Origin of the sequence: Treponema peruense (assembly GCF_016117655.1) — a bacterium.
Lineage (GTDB): Bacteria > Spirochaetota > Spirochaetia > Treponematales > Treponemataceae > Treponema_D > Treponema_D peruense.
Genome location: NZ_CP064936.1, coordinates 977,446 through 992,317, shown reverse-complemented (window position 1 = coordinate 992,317; position 14,872 = coordinate 977,446). Strand labels below are relative to the sequence as shown.

General features: G+C 42.4%; 16 protein-coding genes and 1 tRNA gene. 1 reads left to right on the top strand and 16 read right to left on the bottom strand.

The annotated features are described in order from the left end of the window. Positions 1 to 56 precede the first annotated feature (56 nt). The 8 genes from lepA to ispE form a co-directional block, all read right to left on the bottom strand. Complete coding sequence (lepA, locus tag IWA51_RS04565; RefSeq protein ID WP_198443401.1) at positions 57 to 1,862, bottom strand: translation elongation factor 4; 1,806 nt, start codon at positions 1,860 to 1,862, stop codon at positions 57 to 59. Positions 1,863 to 1,871: 9 nt separating this feature from the next. After that, positions 1,872 to 3,515, bottom strand: a complete 1,644-nt coding sequence (locus tag IWA51_RS04560) for a S1C family serine protease (protein ID WP_198443400.1) — start codon at positions 3,513 to 3,515, stop codon at positions 1,872 to 1,874. Continuing rightward, complete coding sequence (locus IWA51_RS04555; protein WP_198443399.1) at positions 3,512 to 5,662, bottom strand: tetratricopeptide repeat protein; 2,151 nt, start codon at positions 5,660 to 5,662, stop codon at positions 3,512 to 3,514. The genes IWA51_RS04560 and IWA51_RS04555 overlap by 4 nt, the downstream gene beginning before the upstream one ends. 21 nt (positions 5,663 to 5,683) lie before the next feature. After that, positions 5,684 to 7,066, bottom strand: a complete 1,383-nt coding sequence (gene tilS / locus IWA51_RS04550; protein ID WP_198443398.1) for a tRNA lysidine(34) synthetase TilS — start codon at positions 7,064 to 7,066, stop codon at positions 5,684 to 5,686. Positions 7,067 to 7,133: 67 nt separating this feature from the next. Continuing rightward, entirely contained in the window at positions 7,134 to 7,688 is a 555-nt protein-coding gene (locus tag IWA51_RS04545) for a 50S ribosomal protein L25 (protein ID WP_177527298.1), read from the bottom strand. 42 nt (positions 7,689 to 7,730) lie between these two features. After that, positions 7,731 to 7,803 (bottom strand) — tRNA-Gln (locus IWA51_RS04540). 29 nt (positions 7,804 to 7,832) lie between these two features. Beyond that, a complete protein-coding gene (spoVG, locus tag IWA51_RS04535; protein ID WP_198443397.1) occupies positions 7,833 to 8,123 on the bottom strand; it encodes a septation regulator SpoVG in 291 nt (96 codons plus the stop codon). A 30-nt stretch (positions 8,124 to 8,153) separates the two neighbouring features. Continuing rightward, positions 8,154 to 9,032: a 4-(cytidine 5'-diphospho)-2-C-methyl-D-erythritol kinase gene (ispE, locus tag IWA51_RS04530; protein ID WP_198443396.1), complete on the bottom strand. Its 879-nt coding sequence runs from the start codon at positions 9,030 to 9,032 to the stop codon at positions 8,154 to 8,156. Between the two features lie 189 nt (positions 9,033 to 9,221). On the opposite strand from ispE, the gene IWA51_RS04525 reads away from it, so the two are divergent. After that, positions 9,222 to 9,521 (top strand): hypothetical protein, encoded by a 300-nt coding sequence (locus IWA51_RS04525; protein WP_230402709.1) that lies wholly within the window; start codon positions 9,222 to 9,224, stop codon positions 9,519 to 9,521. Between the two features lie 66 nt (positions 9,522 to 9,587). Here the strand turns inward: IWA51_RS04525 and rsfS are convergent, their stop codons facing one another. From rsfS to rplU, 8 genes are all read right to left on the bottom strand, one after another. Next, positions 9,588 to 9,935, bottom strand: a complete 348-nt coding sequence (gene rsfS / locus IWA51_RS04520; protein ID WP_198443395.1) for a ribosome silencing factor — start codon at positions 9,933 to 9,935, stop codon at positions 9,588 to 9,590. Positions 9,936 to 10,001: 66 nt separating this feature from the next. Then, positions 10,002 to 11,252, bottom strand: a complete 1,251-nt coding sequence (locus IWA51_RS04515; protein WP_177527302.1) for an LCP family protein — start codon at positions 11,250 to 11,252, stop codon at positions 10,002 to 10,004. Beyond that, on the bottom strand, positions 11,253 to 11,879 hold the full coding sequence (yqeK, locus tag IWA51_RS04510) for a bis(5'-nucleosyl)-tetraphosphatase (symmetrical) YqeK (RefSeq protein WP_198443394.1): 627 nt from the start codon (positions 11,877 to 11,879) through the stop codon (positions 11,253 to 11,255). It lies immediately after the preceding gene. After that, positions 11,866 to 12,525, bottom strand: coding sequence for a nicotinate (nicotinamide) nucleotide adenylyltransferase (gene nadD / locus IWA51_RS04505; protein ID WP_177527304.1), 660 nt, complete (start codon positions 12,523 to 12,525; stop codon positions 11,866 to 11,868). The genes yqeK and nadD overlap by 14 nt, the downstream gene beginning before the upstream one ends. A 1-nt stretch (position 12,526) precedes the next feature. Next, positions 12,527 to 13,654, bottom strand: a complete 1,128-nt coding sequence (gene obgE / locus IWA51_RS04500) for a GTPase ObgE (RefSeq protein ID WP_177527305.1) — start codon at positions 13,652 to 13,654, stop codon at positions 12,527 to 12,529. A 133-nt stretch (positions 13,655 to 13,787) separates the two neighbouring features. Next, on the bottom strand, positions 13,788 to 14,054 hold the full coding sequence (gene rpmA, locus IWA51_RS04495) for a 50S ribosomal protein L27 (protein ID WP_177527306.1): 267 nt from the start codon (positions 14,052 to 14,054) through the stop codon (positions 13,788 to 13,790). Between the two features lie 29 nt (positions 14,055 to 14,083). Next, a complete protein-coding gene (locus IWA51_RS04490; protein ID WP_198443393.1) occupies positions 14,084 to 14,440 on the bottom strand; it encodes a ribosomal-processing cysteine protease Prp in 357 nt (118 codons plus the stop codon). Position 14,441: 1 nt separating this feature from the next. Then, positions 14,442 to 14,759 carry a 50S ribosomal protein L21 gene (gene rplU, locus IWA51_RS04485; protein ID WP_177527308.1) on the bottom strand — a complete coding sequence of 106 codons (318 nt, stop codon included), beginning with the start codon at positions 14,757 to 14,759 and terminating at the stop codon, positions 14,442 to 14,444. Positions 14,760 to 14,872: the final 113 nt, after the last annotated feature.

Sequence of the window (14,872 nt, the reverse complement as noted above, 5' to 3'; positions counted from 1 at the left end):
TCGCAAGTTGAAACTTGCTCAATCGTTCAATTTTAAGGAAGGCAACTATGAAACTTTTAATTGTCTTCCTTTTCTTTGAGTACTGCAAGGAATGCACTCTGGGGAAGTTCAACATTACCGGCCATAAGCATACGCTTCTTTCCTGCTTTCTGTTTTTCCAAAAGCTTTCTTTTTCTGGTAACGTCTCCGCCGTAGCACTTTGCAAGAACATCTTTTCGCACGGGGTTTACAGTTTCACGCGCAATAATCTGACTTCCGACTGATCCTTGAATGGCAATCTTAAACTGTTGTCTGGAAATTTCACCTTTAAGACGCTCACAAACCTGTTTTGCTCGTTCAGCGGAACTTGCCCTGAAACAAAGCTGGGCCAAGGCGTCAACAGGTTTTCCGTTTATGAGAATATCAATTTTTACAAGATCAGTAGGCCTGTAATCAGTTACTTCATAATCAAAACTTGCATAACCTCGACTGTAAGACTTGAGTTTATCGTAAAAATCAAAGAGAACTTCGGCCAGCGGCATGTCGTAGGAAAGTTCCACACGCTTTTCGTCAAGATACTGCATATTTTTTTGTGTTCCGCGCTTTATTCTGCAGAGTTCCATAATAGGACCAATATATTCAGTAGGCGTAATTATTGTCGCTGTAATATACGGTTCTTCTGAAGACTGGATTTTTCCTTCTGGATAATCGGCAGGATTGTCAACAAAAATTTCTTCGTGTCCCTGCTGCACCACTTTGTATTTTACGCTCGGGGCTGTAAAAATTACAACCTGGTCAAAATCACGCTCAAGTCTTTCCTGAATTATTTCAAGGTGAAGAAGTCCAAGAAATCCGCAGCGGAATCCGTTTCCAAGTGCCAGAGAGTTGTCTTTTTCATAAACAAGTGACGCATCGTTAAGCTTAAGTTTTTCCATGCTGTCCTTGAGTTCTTCGTAATCATTTGAATCTATCGGATAAATTGAAGAGAATACAACAGGCTTAACATCTTTGAAACCGGGCAGGGCTTCTTTTGCGGGATTATTCACTGTTGTTATTGTATCGCCAACGCGCACGTCAGAAACAGTTTTTATTCCGGCTATGACGTACCCTACATCACCGGCTTCAAGTATCTGTGTTTCCTCATAGCGAATCTTGAAGACACCTACTTTTTCGGCACGGTAATCTGTTTCTGTACTCATAAGTCTGATTGTGTCTCCTGCCTTGATTCTTCCCTGCATGACACGTATGTGAACAACGACGCCCCTGTACTCATCATAATGGCAGTCAAAAATCAAAGCCTGAAGAGGTGCATTTACATCACCGGAAGGTGGCGGAAATTTATTTACAATTGCCTCAAGCAGTTCATCAATACCCTGCCCCGTCTTTGCACTTACAAGCTGGGCATCTGCAGAATCAAGTCCAAGGTCATGGTCTATCTGATGCTTTACACTTTCTACATCTGCACTTGCCAAATCAATTTTGTTAATAACAGGAACAATTGTTAAATCATGCTCCATTGCCATATACATATTGCTTACAGTCTGGCTTTCAACTCCCTGTGTCGCATCTATCAAAAGAAGGGCACCTTCGCAGGAAGCGATTGCACGGCTTACCTCATAGCTGAAGTCAACATGACCCGGTGTGTCAACAAAATTCAATTCGTAATCATGACCGTCCTTTGCGTGATACGGAATTGTAACTGCCTGGCTCTTTATTGTAATTCCGCGTTCCCTTTCAATATCCATATTGTCAAGAATCTGATTCATCATCTGGCGGTCTTCAATAATCTTGGCCTTCTGGATAAGTCTGTCTGCAAGAGTTGATTTTCCGTGATCAATATGAGCCGTAATGCAAAAATTTCTTTTGTACTTGAGTTCTGTCATAGTAAATCCTTAAAAATAATATGGACTGTCAAGAGAAGCCGTTAATCCAAGGCTTACGTCAAGATAGCCGTTTTTTCTTTTGCGCGCATACATTTCTACATACGCAATATCTTTTTCATCGCTGATTTTAACATTAAGAATATCAACAGGATCATTTTCACTGAATCCAGCTTTGTCAGCAATAGAACCTTTTATTACATTCACAACTGAAAATTTTTTCTTATTTGAACTCGACACTCCCACAAGCCTCATTCCAAGAATAGGAAGAAGAGAGCCCGAAATCAAATCGTGCCTGTAAATTTCATAGCCGGGATTTTCAGGACGGCCTTCAAGATAAACAGCAAAGGAAGTTGTTCCGCCGATAGGATTCTGTACTTCGAGTAGAACAATTGTCCCTTTACTTTCCTGCATAAAGCAGCTGTGCAGATCGTCCAGCGATGATACCAGAACACCGTTAACAGAAACGACAGTCGCACCTTCTGTAAGTCCCGACAAATCCCCGCTCGAACCGGGCATCACGTAATTTACAAGAACACCTTCTGAAACAGAGCCTGAACCCGGAAGTCTCTTTGTCTTTCCATAAGCGCCGCACCACGGATGCTTTCTTTCACCGCCGGCAAAAAGAAACGGAAGATCATAGCGCAGGTATTCAACCGGGATTGCAAAGTTAAGTCCCTGATAATTCATTACACCTGCAAAAACAACTGCCTGGACACGGCCTTTTTCATCTATCAAAGGTCCGCCTGAGTTTCCGCTGTTAACGGCAGCATCAATCTGGAAAACAAATCCCGCAGAAAACAAATGCCTGTCATCAGAAGAAATAATTCCGCTGGTGAGTGTCTTGTCAAGCCCGAGTGGAGAACCAATCGCAAAGACCCTGTCACCGACAGAAAGATCTGAACTGGAGCCGAGTTCAAAAACATAGGGGGCTTTTATTTCTGTCTTGAGTAAAGCAAGATCCAGGGTTGAATCCCAACCTACAACCTTGGCCGGAATGCGTGTATCTGGATCTTCGGCAAGTTTGATATAAAGCCGTGCAAACCCTTCATAGCGGGGGTCAACCATGTCAGAAATAACATGATGGTTCGTTACAATATAGCCGTCTTCAGAAATAAAAAAACCGCTTCCCAAAACAGAATCAGAATACCCCATTCCACGTTCAATTTTTATTCCCTTGTCTACAAGAACAGTGACTGTACCTTTAATCATATCAGAAACTGTTGCCGCATTTTTTTTGTTAACCGCAGAAAGTCCCGGAACATTTGAAAGCGCAAGTGCATAAAGTTTCTGTTCCCCAACCTGAAGGACATTCTCATCAACTGCATTTACAGAAGAAAGCGATCTGAAACACCGCAGAGCCTCTACATAATCTTTTGAGTCATATGCCTTTTGACACAATTCAGAAACACTTCGGGAACATTCTTCAAACAGTTTTTGTGCTGAATCATTTTCGCGTGCATTTCTTGCAGCCAGGTAAGAACGCCACAAAGCTTTTACAGGATCAGTCTTGAGCAGCTCCGCAACCAAAGAAAGCTCATCAGACAGTGCATCATTTTCTGTATAATCCGGCCGCGGAATAAGTTCAACATTTTTATCAATACTTGTGCATGAAACAAAGACAAATGCAGCAAAGAACAAAACCAGCTTTTTCATTCAGCCGTCTCCTTTTCCAAAGAGGGGAATGTTTCTAAATAAGGAATAATCATTCCATAATTAAACGAACCCATGCGCACGCAGTTGATTCTTATAGAGCCGTTATCTTCCTTAAACTCAAGAACTGCAGAAGCAGCCGCACCGGAAATTGCGGCAAGATGCTCCAAAGCTTTTTGTGCACATTCACTGTAGAAATCACCTGCAAAAGCGGGATTCTTTTCCCCTATCCAGTAAAAATTTTCAGAAATATCTTTGGTTACAGAAAATTCCTTTTCATTTATTTTTACAGAAGCCGGAATTTTATTCTGCAATGTTACAAAGATAGAATTTTTTCCGTCAAAGTTTCTGAACTCTGCAGTTTCAGATGCATCTTTGTCATTACGAAAATTCCGCACATCCCAGTTTGCATCACCGTCGGTATCCCATGAAGAAACAACCGTTCCGTCTTCAAGATATTCCTCGGTAAAATCAATGATACTGTCTGCGTTTGTATCTACCTGAATCATACGAAGATATACACCCGAACCGGCAGCTGAAGTTCCAAACAAATTCTGCATAATACGCTGTTCATCAGAAAAAGCATTTTGTGTTCCGCCGTGGTCAGCCGCATAAATTTCTGTAGTTTCAAAAATGCCGTCACTGTCAGAATCAACAACGCGCATTGTAACTGTATTTCTGTCAAAGCGTGCAACAGCATACATTTTTTGCCCGTTATAATATTCTGCAGAAACAGTTTGTCCGTTCTGAATAAGAAATTTAATCCGCTTTCCGCCGTTTTCGTTTGTATTTACAGAAAGGGATGAGGCACAGGCCAAAAGTTCTTCTTTGGAAAGACTGCGCAAATCTTCATTCAAAACAGGATAATAAAAATCAAAACCAAGAGAGTGCGATATACTGTTGCCGGCGTTCATTAAAACGGGTGACCATTCAAGTTCGCGCGATACAAGGCCGAATTCATAAGACGGAATATCATTTTCACCTGAAGGCAATGAAACCGAAGAAAGATAAGGAAAATCATCCCATGTAAAATCCATTCTGGGAACTTTCATTGAACCGGACACGGGTGCACCAAAATCGCAGGCAAGGGACCAGTCCGAAATTCCGTCCTGATTTTTGTCATAAAATACAGTCTGCGGACGGCCTCTTCCATATTTGACATACAGATTCACAAGTCCGTCGCGGTCAGTATCCTGCTCTATTACACCTGAATACGAATTAAAATAAGCAGCTGCTTCCTTCTTTACATCATCAGAGCCAAGCTTCTGCAAAAACTCTGACAGCAAATCAAAGTCAATTGAATCATCAGAAAAATCACAGATATACGAAAGCGCATCCTGTTCAGAAAGAAGATTTGCATCCAGCGCAACAATTGCATACAAAGGATGCCTTAAATCTCTGGCAGAAAAAGACTTAAGCATACGGACGCGCATTTCTCCTGCCGCAAAAGATGCTGCATAAATTTCAAGTTCGGCATCTTTATCGGGCGCAGCTTCTGCATACTGAGAGACACGCGAAATAAAATAAGATGCAATTGCCGACGACGCTGCACTTTGCGGCCTGCCGTATTCACTCTTAAAGAAAAGCAGCGGAAATCTTGTATCAAAAGGATAAATTCTTCCGGCGCCCTCCATTTTTGTTCTGGCCAATGAAACAGACTGTTCATCACCAATGCGGTAAAGCGCTTTTATCCTGACATATTCAGCATCTGCGGAATAAACAAAAGGCTCTGAATCAAGAATTTCAACTGCTTTTTTACTTTCACCGGTATCGCTCAAAACATCGGCATACATAAGTCTTGCTGCGTCGCGGTTATAGTCAACCCAGTTGTTTTTTTTAAGTGAATTTTCCAGAAGCGGAATAATCACAGACCTTTGTGCACCGAGCCCCGAATGCGAAACCGCCATAAGATACCAGAGATCCGAAACAGAATCATCATAGGACAGTCCGAGAGTTGCCTGCGAAAGAGCAGCGTTCCAGTCCTGTGAGTCAACAAATTCCTTTGACAGGGAAAGACAGCGCAATGCCGTTCTGCGGTTGGCAGACTGAACACCTGCCGGAGGAATTATAGAATCAGCAGAAACTTTAATTACAGAAATACAAAGAAAAAAAACAAAAGTAAAAATTCCAAAAGAAAATCTTGTACTCATACTTCCATCCGAATAACCGGCTTAAACCGAAAAACAGTTTTTAAATCCATAGAGTTCTCCCCAAATCAAAACTATATTTTGACTGCAGTCCCCGCACACTCTCTGAACCAGCGGAATCTTATCCCTGAGAATACCGCACTTCCAGTCATCAAAAATTTTTGAAACAGACCTGGAAGTTCCGTCCGGACGTAGAAATTCATCTCCGGACTGACGGCTTCTTATAACAAACGGGAACCCTGTATTCCCCAAAGAAACAGTTTTGTTCCCGCAGGACAGGCTGACTGCTTTGCCTTCCGAAGAAACTTCCACCACAAGATCCCCGAGTGCATAAGTTCCATTTTTTTCTATTATAACAAAAAACACGCTTTCTGTCGCCGGTTTTACATTTTTTTGAATGCAAATTATATCTTTTTCGGCCACCATACTTATTCCGCAGGCAGACATATTTTTTTCGCCGCAATCCGAATATACACTTTTGTCAAAGTCTTCTACAAAGCTATACGGAATTCTAGAAACGGCCCCTGCATAAGAAATACATTTGTAAAGAAGCCGTATGCGTATGCTTTTATGAAGGGCTGAATACCCTGCACGCAATAAAGAGGCACGCCCTTCTGAAAGCAAAAGCGAAACCGAAGGATTGCTGCATGCCTCAGAAACACTTTGTTCAATAAAGTCAGCATCGCAGGCCATTTTTGAAGAAAGAGAAAGTACGGCTTTCCTCCATCCTGGACTGCATTCATCCAAAAAAGGCATAATCTTTCTGCGCACACAGTTGCGGAACAGACTGGTATCTGAATTTGTAGAATCTGTTCTGTAGGAAATGCCCTGTTCACAAAGATAGGATTCAATTTCTTCCCGCGGAATACCAATAAGGGGCCGGACAAAAACACCCCTGCGCTGCGGAATTCCTGCAAGAGAAGAAGTACCCGCCCCCTGCATAAAACGCATCACGACAGTTTCTATACGGTCATTCCGGTTATGTGCAAGACAAAGAAATGAAGAGCCGGTTTCTTGAATAAATTTTTCAAAACAGGAATAGCGTATTTTGCGCGCAGCATCTTCTACACCGCTACCGTTTTTTTTTGCCTCAGAAAGAATTTTTCCGCGCGGAACATCAAACCTTCTGCACTTGACACCAAGGGAAGAGCACAACTTTTCTACAAAGACTGCATCCCCGCCACTTTCTTCTTCTGAACGAAGATTGTGGTTTACAGTAACTGCAATTATTTTTCCGGGATTTTTACAAATATGAACAAGAGATACAAGAAGAGAAACCGAGTCTGCACCGCCGCTTACTGCAACTCCTACAGGGGCACTTTTGTCTGCAAATAAATTTACACCGCATTCAGCAAGACCCTGGGACACTTTTTTTTCAAAATCGAAAATTCGTTCCGAACCAGACATGGCAGCCTCAAAAAAAAACCCTCTGCAAAAAACAGAGGGCAAAATTTAAAACAAAAGATTCCTGAAATTACTTTCTTGGAGGTGCGATTGAAACAATAACCGCAGTCGGCTTTGAAAGAATAGTAACCTTGTCGCTGAGACCAAGATCAGCAACAGTAAACTTCTGTCCGATTTCTACCTTTGAAACATCGGCAGAAATTGAAACCGGCATATCAGCAGGAAGAGCCTTGAGTTTTACATCGGGAACATGCTTTACCATAAAACCACCCTTAAGTACACCGACAGGAGTTCCAGAATAGTGCATCTTAAGAACAGCAGTAATCGGCTTTGTTCCTGATACGATATGGAAGTCGGCATGAAGATTCTTGTCGGTCTTGATATCGTACTCTGTATCCTGAATATAAGCCATATTATCCTGTCCGTCAATCTTAAGGTTGATAAGAGTTGTCGGAGTGATTGAACGCCAGGCTTTTGAGAATTCCGCTGCATCTACGTCAAGCATAATTGACTCGCCCTTTTCGTTATAGGCGATTGCAGGAATACGACCTTCCGCACGAAGCTGCTTTGAGACACGCTTTCCTGCCTCTTTGCGGATTTTTGCATTAACAACAAACTGTTCCATAAAAAGAACTCCTTATTTTTTTAAGTTTCCTTATAAAAAAAACTGGGACGGCTGGACTCGAACCAGCGGAATGACGGCACCAAAAGCCGTTGTCTTACCACTTGACGACGTCCCAAAATATTCAAAGGGCAATGCACCCCTAATTCAAATTTCATCTTCGACAGAAGCACCTGTATCTTCAAAATGCCCTGCGTCAAATTCCTTAAGAATCTGTTCCTGAATCTCATTTCTGAATTCAGGGTTAATCGGATGAGCCACGTCCTTAAATTCTCCGCTCGCAGTTCTTCTGCTGGGCATTGCAATAAAATTACCTGACTTTCCTTCTATTACTTTTACATTGTGAACAACAAAACAGTTGTCAAAAGTAACAGTAACATAAGCCCTAAGCTTACCTTCTCCATCAACTTTGCGGATTCTGATATCAGTAATCTGCATAAACTCCCTCCTCCCGCTTACACCAATCGGCTAAACGAGTACAGCTCTCCATTTTTTCTGCAAAACAGCCAGCGCTTTCCGGGCCCGTGCCGCATCAGAAAAAACACCGAATACAGTAGATCCGGATCCAGACATATCTGCAAAGTCGGCACCTGACTCACCAATATCGTTAAGTGCCTCATTTACTTTTTCAAACGCACCTCTGACAGGAAGCGTAAAATCATTTACAAAGTTCCACTCCAGAACATCTTTTGCATACAAACCGGCCGCATCTTCAATGCCAAAATTCCTGTCCAAAGCAGTTGTTCCTGCCGCGTCAACAAGATTATAGGCAAAAGGTGTAGAAACCGAAACCTCAGGCATTACCAGAAGAACAGAATAATCGTTTCTGGCCCTAAGTTCAGTAACAACTTCGCCCCGTCCTTCTACAAAAGCCGCAAAAGGACGGAACAGCGCAGTATTTTTGCAAGCAAGCAGAGCCTTTGTAAAAAAGAAACAGTCGCTGCCTACCTCGCCGGAAAGCTTCATGAATTCGGTCTCAGACAAACCTGTGCCGAAAATAGTATCAATGGATTGTAAAAAAGAAGAAGCATCACTTGAGCCGCCCCCCAATCCACCGCCGGAAGGAATATGCTTTGTCACTTCGACAGAAACACCAGATTCCACACCGGTCAGCACGCAGAAAGCTTTGTACGCCTTTGTAAATGTATTTTCTGAAGGAAGTGCCATTCCTTCACAACTCACACCACAGAAGTTTTTTTTATCGGAAACAGAAACCGTTATCCGGTCACAAAGATTTACAGTTGTAAACAAACTTCTTATGGAATGAAAACCGTCATTCCGGCGGGGAAGAACCTGCAAACCAAGGTTTATCTTTGCCGGAGCAAGAACAGTAACACATTCATGCATACATCTATATTATATCAATTTAAAGAGAACTATGTCAATGACAAAAACTCCTGTTTGCGAGAAATTCTAAAAAAAGTCAAACTTTTGTAAAATTTGCTAAAATATGGATTGACAAAATATAGTCTGTCAATTACAGTTAAAAACGTCGCTTAGAGTTAAATGCCAGCTTATCTGAAGGGGAATACACTCATGTTCAACGAGGATTTTTATTCTGAATTTTCATCAATGGCAGGATTTTCATATGATGACGACTATTCGGACGATATGGCTTCGGACGATGATTTTGACGATGATTTCGAAGACGATGAAGATTCCTACGAAGATGACTTCAACGACGGCTTTTTAGATGAAGATGATGATGCCTACGACGAGCCTTTTGATGATCAGGAACCCGAAGACGGTTATGACAACAGAAGACACGGTTTTGATGACGGATTCTACAATGACGAAGACGAAATAGAAGAAGACAGCGATCCTTCAGACATGTAATTTAAACAAATATAGAACATACAAAAAAAAGACTTGCACCGTTTCCGATGCAAGTCTTTTTTTTTCTTACTTAAGAAATTCCCCGGCGTGCCAGAGTTTTTCGAGTTCATAGAAGTTTCTTGCCTCTGAACTCATAAGATGAACAACAACAGACCCCAAATCCACAAGATTCCATTCATCACCCTGTGACGACTTCTGGTGAGTCTGGTGTATTTCCATATCATTTTTTGCAGCATAGTCTTTTATGCTTTTGTAAAGACCCTGCCAGTGCGCACTACTTGTAACCGTTGTAATAACAAAATAATCTGTCCAGCTGTTGAGCTTTGAAACATCAATTACAGTAACATCCTGTCCTTTTCCGTCTTCCATAAGGGCTGCAATTTCCAGAGCCTTTTCTTTTTCTGTCTTTTCCATTTTATTTACCTTCCATTCTTGTAATCAAGTCTTAAGAAAACTTATGTTTACCTTTTCTAAAGAATTTTATTCCTCACCATCAGTATCCGAAGCAGCCTCAACTTCAGGACCTTTGTAACCACCCTTTACAAAACGCCCGTCAAAATCATCGCCAAGGATAATTGTAAAATCTGCACGTGCTACACTGTCAAAACTTTCGGTACCCGGTTTTACCTCGTCATCAACAATATAACGGCATCTGATAAAATTACCCAAAGCAAGAGCCGCTTCCCTGTTTCCGATATGATTCACAATCACAGTATGTGCATAATTGTCACTGTCTGCGTTGAGTGTTTCCAAAACTTCATAACCGGCGCTCTGCATAAGAAACGATGTGTTTCTTGCAAGTCCCTGCCGGCCGGTTCCATTCTGAATCTCAAGAACATAAATCCTGTTCTGGGAAGAATTTTCGTCATTTACCAGCGAACCGATTGTCTGGTTTACAATATCTTTGATAAGCTGACCGTCATAATACGGGAACAAAAGTGTTTTTCCGTCCACAACACGAAGGCTTCCCGTTATTGTCTGGGGCGCAAGACGTTCTGCATCTACATTTACAATCTCCTGAAAAAGCTTGTACAGACTTGACTCATCCATGTTAAAGCGGAATTTTTCGCCGAATCTGCGGAAATTCTTTTTTTCAAGTATCACGTTTTTGTTGTCGCGTATAGAAGCCAGCAGAGAAATAAGAGTCCCCTGCCTGCGGTCCCCTGCATCACCGTCACTATCGTCTTCTGACCTGTAAGTCATGTATGTTGCGACTTTATCGCCGTCCAGAGTTACGGCACCGCTTGGAAGAAGCCATCTTTCGCCGTTTTCACCCTTTGCATCAACAGGAGTCGGAATAAAAACCTTCAGGCCGCCAAGCAAATCTGCAAGTGTTCCAAGATCTGACAGGGAAATTTCCAAAGAAAAAGGAATTGTTTTGCCAATAAGCTTTTCAACTTCCTTTCTGTAGGTATCGACACCTTTTTCTTTATAAACGGCATCAATTCTGTCTACACGCCCCAGACTGGAATAAATGGAACCCGTATTGCCAAGAATATCAAAAAGAGCACCCTTTCTGGAAACAGGATAATATACAAAAACGTCAGTAGAAAGTGCATTACCGCTGTCGTCTGACAACACAAAAAGAATTTTTATTACAGGTTCTTTTTTGAGAGTTTCGGCAACAGGATCAACACGAAGAGTGGCGGCTATAAAAACACCGACTCCGATTATTATTGCAAGAATGACAACAAGAAAGACTACACCCTTTTTTTCTCTGTTTTCTACCATTTAGTTTCCACCGTCCATATTCAGGGCTATCTGGGCTTCCCTGGCCATATCCCTTTTTAAGCTCTCACGGAATCTGAGGCTTACAGGAGCAACCGTCTTGTTGTTTTCTTCAAGATAGCGGATATTTTCTTCAAGAACAGAAAGTGTAAGCGCATTGAGGCTTTTTTCAAGAAGTGCACTCCTGTATTCATCTGTAGACTGAGGTCTTCCGGGCTCTATCTTGTCTGCAGAATAAATTATTTTTGCAAGGGGACAAAGACTTGACCCGCCAAGAGTATGACGCGCAACAGCCTGAATAATATCTTTGTCAGAAATACCAAAATCTTCTGAAAGCATGACAGAAGCTGCGCGTCCGTGAAGAAGGGACGGCTTTTCTTTTTCTACATCAGAAACAGGCTGCCCGTCTTTTGACGCAAGTGCCATAAGCGAACTGTCATCCATATCTTTGCACATATCGTGAGCAAGACCTGCAATATACCCTTTTTCAGGGGAGACACCGTACATTCCGCACATTTCGCGTGCAAGGACAGCAACCCTTACACTATGCTCAAAGCGCTTCTGCTTGACTGATTTTTTTGTATAGGAACGGATATTTTCAACAAGTTCAGTGTATTTATTTTCTTCCATATAAGTTACCGCCAATAATATACTCGAAAACCCCTGAAGGTACAAGATATTTAAAACCGCCGCCCGACAAAGCAAGATTTCTTATCTGGGTTGAACTTACAGGAAGCAGCGGATTGTCAAGAACGGCAGCTTCCGAAAAAAGAGGTTCCTTTGAAATATCAAAACTGTCACCTGAATTTTCAAGCTGAGCATATTCACCCAAAGCCCTGTTTGCCGATTTTGCAAAAGACGACTGTTCCGGACGCCGCGCCAGAATCAGATTACATCTTTTTGCCAGAAGAGCGGCGTTTTTCCAAAGATGGAATCCGGCAAAAAGATCGCTGCCCAGAATTATTCCGATTTTACCTTCCAGAGAAGAAGCGTATTTTTTTTCAAGATAATCAACGGTATCCCATGTATACGAAACACCGTCGCGTTCAATTTCACAGGACTCGGCAACAAATCTTGAATCTGTACTGCAGGCAATTTGTACCATAGAAAGCCTTTCTTCGGCAGAAACACCCGGCACCATTTCTTTATGCGGGGGAACTGCTGCAGGAACAAAAAGCACCCTGTCATACCCAAGACTGGAGCACACATCATCGGCAAGAGCCATGTGTCCTATATGAACAGGGTTAAAGCTGCCTCCAAGAACTGCCAGTTTCAAGCTACTGCTCCGAACCCGGAAACTGAATTTCCATACTGTCATCAACAGAACGTTCTGCCATAAAACTGCTCTTTTTTGCTGAAGTCGGCGCAAAAGCATTTTCTTCACGGTCTTCCAGTACATCTTCCCTGGCTGCAAGCTTTATAAGAGCAGTACGGGCAGCATCCATATTTGTACGGGCCGCAACAGAAACAGGAATAACTTCTACACCTGGATCCACTGACTTTATGCGTTCTGCAACAAGAGCCGCATTTTCTTTGGCGCCTTCAAGGTCAATTTTGTTACAGAGAACTATTCTCTGTTTTTCCATAAGCCCTGCACCGAATTCAGAAAGTTCTTTCAAAAGCTTTTCGTAAGCGTCCACACAGCCTTCTTCACCGCAGTCTATCATAAAAATAAGCCCCACGGTACGGGATATATGCTTCAAAAAGCGGATTCCAAGTCCTGCTCCGTCTGACGCCCCTTCAATAATTCCGGGAATATCTGCAATGATTATATCACTGTTTTCATCTACCCTCAGAACACCAAGGTTAGGCACTTTTGTAGTAAACGGATACGGCGCAATTTTTGGGCGTGCATTTGTAAAGTATTCAAGAAGGCTTGACTTGCCTGCATTCGGAAAACCTACAAGTCCAAGATCTGCCATTATTGAAAGCTCAATCCTAAGTTCCCTTTCTTCACCAGGTTCACCCTTGTTTGCAATTCTTGGAGCCTGGTTTGTACTGCTTTTGAAATGTACATTGCCCCAGCCGCCGTTACCGCCGGTAAGAAATTTAAAGGACTCTTCGCCAGACGCTTCTGTAAAGTCATGGATAAGCTCACCGGTTTCATTGTCACGTACAGCTGTTCCCGGCGGAACCTGAATTACAATATCTTCACCGTCCTTACCGTATTTGTTCCAGCTCATTCCGTCACCGCCGTTTTGTGCCTTGAACACAGGATGAAAACGAAGATGAGCCAGAGTACGAAGATTACGTCTTACCTGAAAAATAACATCACCGCCGCGTCCACCGTCACCACCGTTAGGGCCGCCGTTAGGAATATATTTTTCGCGTCTGAAAGAAACACAGCCGTTACCGCCCTTTCCCGAGCGGACTTTTATAACTGCTTCATCAGCAAATTGAATCATCAGAACCTCTCTTACATACAGCACAACTGCCATAATAGTAAAATAAAAATGCCCAGCCGGAACAAACCAAACTGGGCATTCTGTATAGAATACAGTATCAGAGAAAAAGTCAGATATTATCTAAAAATACGACTTAGTTTCCGGCTTCTGCAACAGGTTCTACAGAAACAATCTTGCGGTTCATGCGTTCGCCGTACTTTACAACACCGTCAACTACAGAAAACAGGGTGTCATCGCCACCGCGCTTTACATTGTTACCCGGGTGAATACGAGTTCCGCGCTGCTTTACAAGAATGGAACCGGCAGTTACCACTTCTCCACTGTATTTTTTAACGCCCAAATATTTAGGGTTTGAATCACGGCCGTTTTTTGCGCCGCTACCACCTTTTGTTCGTCCCATTTTAATCCTCCGCTGGTAAAAGAACCAGTCTAATCTTCTGTTTTTTCTAGCAGCCGCACATTTTTTGGATATTCACCAGAAAGACTTCCGATTCCAATCCTTATAAAATCTGCAACGCTTTTCAACCTTTCCAAAGCAACAAAACGCTGTTCCAAAGGAACGGTCTCTGAAACTTCAGCGCAGAACAAAAGTTTTCCGCGTGAAGCAGTGTCTTTTGTAACCAGAATTCCGCCGGAATGCTCAAGAAAATCTATTGCCGTACGCAGAATTATTGTCTCTGCTGCACAAACAATATCATTTCCCCTGGATGCGAACAGTGCATGTCCCGAAGCACGGCAGCTTCTGAAGGCACCATCCGCCCTGCAAACCAACAGAACTTCAGTCACCTTATGCCAGAACTACGTCCTTTACAGTAACCGTAGTATACTGCTCACGGTGACCGATAAGACGGTGATAGTCCTTCTTTGACTTATACTTGAATACAAGAACTTTCTTATCCTTGAATGTCTCGCCAACTTCTACAGTAACCTTTGCACCCTTAACATAAGGTGTTCCGACAGAAATTTTGTCTCCGTCGCTTACAAGGAGAACAGTATCGATAGTAACTGTGTCGCCCGGCTTAGCGTCATTAATCTTTGATACCTGAAGAACGGCATCTTTTTCTGCCTTGTACTGATTGCCTTTATACTCAACAACTGCGTACATTTTAAACCTCTGAATTCATTTTAGCCGCAGGAAGTAACGGGTTTCCTGCAGTTTATTCACAATAAGTGTAGGATATAATAGCAAATTCATTCGGCATTGGTCAATAGAATTCT

Bases quoted from the DNA above. Each gene is read 5' to 3' on its own strand.
- rplU (WP_177527308.1), bottom strand. From the start codon at position 14,759: ATGTACGCAGTTGTTGAGTATAAAGGCAATCAGTACAAGGCAGAAAAA.
- yqeK (WP_198443394.1), bottom strand. From the start codon at position 11,879: ATGGAAGAAAATAAATACACTGAACTTGTTGAAAATATCCGTTCCTAT.
- obgE (WP_177527305.1), bottom strand. From the start codon at position 13,654: ATGATTCAATTTGCTGATGAAGCAGTTATAAAAGTCCGCTCGGGAAAG.
- rsfS (WP_198443395.1), bottom strand. From the start codon at position 9,935: ATGGAAAAGACAGAAAAAGAAAAGGCTCTGGAAATTGCAGCCCTTATG.
- lepA (WP_198443401.1), bottom strand. From the start codon at position 1,862: ATGACAGAACTCAAGTACAAAAGAAATTTTTGCATTACGGCTCATATT.
- ispE (WP_198443396.1), bottom strand. From the start codon at position 9,032: ATGCATGAATGTGTTACTGTTCTTGCTCCGGCAAAGATAAACCTTGGT.
- IWA51_RS04560 (WP_198443400.1), bottom strand. From the start codon at position 3,515: ATGAAAAAGCTGGTTTTGTTCTTTGCTGCATTTGTCTTTGTTTCATGC.
- IWA51_RS04525 (WP_230402709.1), top strand. From the start codon at position 9,222: ATGTTCAACGAGGATTTTTATTCTGAATTTTCATCAATGGCAGGATTT.
- tilS (WP_198443398.1), bottom strand. From the start codon at position 7,066: ATGTCTGGTTCGGAACGAATTTTCGATTTTGAAAAAAAAGTGTCCCAG.
- rpmA (WP_177527306.1), bottom strand. From the start codon at position 14,054: ATGGGACGAACAAAAGGTGGTAGCGGCGCAAAAAACGGCCGTGATTCA.
- spoVG (WP_198443397.1), bottom strand. From the start codon at position 8,123: ATGCAGATTACTGATATCAGAATCCGCAAAGTTGATGGAGAAGGTAAG.
- IWA51_RS04555 (WP_198443399.1), bottom strand. From the start codon at position 5,662: ATGAGTACAAGATTTTCTTTTGGAATTTTTACTTTTGTTTTTTTTCTT.
- IWA51_RS04545 (WP_177527298.1), bottom strand. From the start codon at position 7,688: ATGGAACAGTTTGTTGTTAATGCAAAAATCCGCAAAGAGGCAGGAAAG.
- IWA51_RS04515 (WP_177527302.1), bottom strand. From the start codon at position 11,252: ATGGTAGAAAACAGAGAAAAAAAGGGTGTAGTCTTTCTTGTTGTCATT.